4 protein-coding genes and 1 pseudogene are annotated in these 2,989 nt (G+C 41.0%); all 5 read left to right on the forward strand.

Going from position 1 to position 2,989, the window contains the following annotated elements; translation table 11 throughout:
- A partial coding sequence (locus QVO39_RS05280; RefSeq protein ID WP_288171804.1) for a 16S rRNA (uracil(1498)-N(3))-methyltransferase occupies positions 1 to 271 on the forward strand: 271 nt, incomplete at its 5' end.
- 10 nt (positions 272 to 281) lie between these two features.
- Positions 282 to 1,505 (forward strand): aminotransferase class V-fold PLP-dependent enzyme, encoded by a 1,224-nt coding sequence (locus tag QVO39_RS05285; protein ID WP_021903311.1) that lies wholly within the window; start codon positions 282 to 284, stop codon positions 1,503 to 1,505.
- 1 nt (position 1,506) lies between these two features.
- Complete coding sequence (locus QVO39_RS05290) at positions 1,507 to 2,331, forward strand: patatin-like phospholipase family protein (protein ID WP_021903312.1); 825 nt, start codon at positions 1,507 to 1,509, stop codon at positions 2,329 to 2,331.
- An 87-nt stretch (positions 2,332 to 2,418) separates the two neighbouring features.
- Positions 2,419 to 2,799 (forward strand): 30S ribosomal protein S6, encoded by a 381-nt coding sequence (rpsF, locus tag QVO39_RS05295; protein ID WP_018028074.1) that lies wholly within the window; start codon positions 2,419 to 2,421, stop codon positions 2,797 to 2,799.
- Positions 2,800 to 2,819: 20 nt separating this feature from the next.
- Positions 2,820 to 2,989 (forward strand): annotated as a pseudogene (gene rpsR, locus QVO39_RS05300) (30S ribosomal protein S18); the annotation flags it as partial.

Raw genomic sequence — 2,989 nt, forward strand, 5'->3', positions numbered from 1 at the left:
CCCTACACTAAAGGATTACCTTTCGCAACTTACCTATGAGGGTCGTTATATAGGTTATTGTGCAGATACATTTGAGAAAAGAGAGCTGAAAGAGACCTTTGTCTCAGGTGTGGATAGTAGTTTTCTTATTGGTCCGGAAGGAGATTTTACAAGTGAGGAGGTTGCACTAACTCTCAGTCATGGCTTTAAGACTGTATCTCTAGGTAGTGAAAGACTACGAACCGAAACTGCAGGGATCTATGTGGGGATCCTTCATCATATTTTAAATTAATCAATATCTTATGTCCTATAATATTGAAAAGATAAGAGCTGACTTTCCAGCTTTAGATATAAAGATACACGACAAATATCCATTGATATATCTAGATAATGCGGCAACGACACAAAAGCCAAAGCAGATGCTAGATGCAGAGTATCTTGCCTATACCACTCGTAATGCCAATATACATAGGGGCGTGCATACGCTCAGCCAGCAAGCAACAATGGCTCATGAGAATGCTCGAGAAGTGATAGCAAGGTTTATCAATGCTAGGGAGGCAGCAGAAGTTTTATTTACAAGGGGGACTACTGAAGGCATCAACATGGTTGCGAGTATTTTTTGTTCGTCTCAAATGCAAGCTGGCGATGAAGTGATACTTAGTGCTATGGAGCATCATTCAAATATAGTCCCTTGGCAACTTCAAGCTGAGGCACGAGGAATAAAGATTAAGGTCGTTCCTTGTTTTGATAATGGTGAATTAGATATGGAGACTATGAAGTCAATGTTTACCAACCGTACTAAGTTGGTTTCCATTTGCTACGCTTCAAATGTATTAGGGACGGTTAATCCTGTAAAGGAGATTATTGCTCTTGCACACTCCAATGGTGTGCCAGTGCTTTTAGACGCAGCACAAGCTATTGCCCATCGTAAGGTAGACGTTACTGACTTAGACGTTGACTTCTTGGCTTTTAGTGGCCATAAAATATATGGTCCTACTGGAATAGGTGTGCTTTACGGAAAGCGAGAATGGCTTGAAAAGCTTCCTCCTTACCATGGTGGAGGTGAAATGATACAGCACGTGAGTTGGGAAAAGACTACCTATAATGAGTTGCCTTATAAGTATGAAGCTGGTACCCCAGACTTTATCAATAGTGTGGCACTTGCCGAAAGTATCAATTATGTATCAAATATTGGATTAGATAAAATCCAAGCCTATGAATCTATGTTGCTTTCGTATGCAACGGAGCAGATGCTCCATATTGATGGGTTGAAGATTTATGGTACTTCTGCCGACAAAGAGGCTGTAATCAGTTTCTTAGTGGAGGGAGTACATCCGTACGATTTGGGAGTTTTGCTTGATCAACAAGGTGTTGCTATTCGGACTGGTCATCATTGTGCCCAGCCATTGATGCAACGTTTTGGTATTGAAGGAACTGCTCGGGTTAGTTTCGGACTTTACAATACCAAGCAAGAAGTAGATAGTTTTATTAAAGCTGTGAAAAAGTCACTAATCATATTAGGGTAATATGGACGAGAGTCAGAATCAAAAGAAATATCGTCTTGGATACGCACTCGGAGGGGGTGGGGCTAAGGGATTTGCTCACCTTGGCGCTTTCAAAGTATTTGAGAAGTATGGAATTAAGCCAGATATTATAGCTGGAACTAGTGCGGGTGCATTGGCAGGAGTCTTGTATGCCGATGGTTTTGCACCTGAGGAGATAGCAGATCTTTTTAGGGGACATAAGTTAATGGACTTTGCTGAACTAAGCTTATTTTCAGGAGGTTTGCTTAAACCAAGTGGGGTGGCAAGGATGCTAAAAAAGAACCTCCGTGCTAAGAATTTTGAGCAATTAAAGATTCCATTTGTCGCCGTTGCTACGAATTGGGAGACAGCAGAGATAACAGCCTTTAGAGAGGGTGATGACTTGGTTTCGGCGGTCGTGGCTTCTTGTACAGTACCTATCGTCTTTCAGCCACTTAAAATAAAGGGGGTTGAATATGTAGATGGTGGAGTGCTGAAAAACTTCCCAGTCTCTGTGATCAGGGAAGAGACGGAGTGTGTCGTGGGCATTAACTTGTACCAACTCAGTCCTTTTGAATCCCCATCAAGTATTAAGAGTTCGGCAATGAGATACTTTGAAATTATCTCAAAAGCCAATATGAAGGAGGATATTGAGTTGGCAGACATTTTGATTGATATGAAAGGTCTTAAAGACTACAAGATGTTTGAGCTAAAGGCAATTGACGACATTGTTAATCAAGGGGAAGAAACGACCTCTGACATTATTAGTGATCCAAGTGTATGTCAAGAGCTAATGCGGATGTGCTCCCATCAATCTACTGGAAAATAAAGAGAGCGATTGTTTTGTCTATTTGATTGAAAATGATTACCTTTGCAGTTGAATTTTATTTCACAAATAATAGATTAATAATTTATGATGAACAACTACGAGACCGTTTTCATTTTAACTCCCGATTTGTCTGCAGACCAGACAAAGGAAGCGGTAGATAAGTTCGTTGGCTTGATTACCGACAATGGCGGTGAGCTAGTGAACCGAGAGGAGTGGGGTATGCGTAAGCTAGCTTATCCTATCCAAGCAAAGTCTACTGGGTTTTATGTATTCTTAGAGTTTAAGAGCGAGCCCTCTTTTATTGAGACGCTAGAGGTAAACTATCGTCGTGATGATAGGGTGATTCGTTTCCTTACTTTCAAGCAGGAGAAGTATGCATTAGAGTATGCTGAGAAGCGTCGTCGCAACCGCAAAGAGCCTGTAAAGAGTGAAGAGGCAAGCAGTACAGTATCGGAAGAAAACAATTAAAGTAGACGAAAGTAAAGATTATGGCGAAAAAAGGTAAAGGTAAGTCAGAGGTGCGTTATCTTACACCACTCTCTATAGAGCGAAATCGTAAGAAGTATTGTCGCTTTAAAAAGGCTGGGATTAAGTTCGTAGACTATAAGGATCCTGAGTTCCTTAAGAAATTCCTCAATGAGCAGGGTAAGATATATCC

Source organism: Porphyromonas sp. CAG:1061, from assembly GCF_000435035.1.
Lineage (GTDB): Bacteria > Bacteroidota > Bacteroidia > Bacteroidales > Porphyromonadaceae > Porphyromonas_A > Porphyromonas_A somerae.

Coding starts and splice junctions, on each gene's coding strand:
- rpsF (WP_018028074.1), top strand. CDS start 2,419: ATGAACAACTACGAGACCGTTTTCATTTTAACTCCCGATTTGTCTGCA.
- QVO39_RS05285 (WP_021903311.1), top strand. CDS start 282: ATGTCCTATAATATTGAAAAGATAAGAGCTGACTTTCCAGCTTTAGAT.
- QVO39_RS05290 (WP_021903312.1), top strand. CDS start 1,507: ATGGACGAGAGTCAGAATCAAAAGAAATATCGTCTTGGATACGCACTC.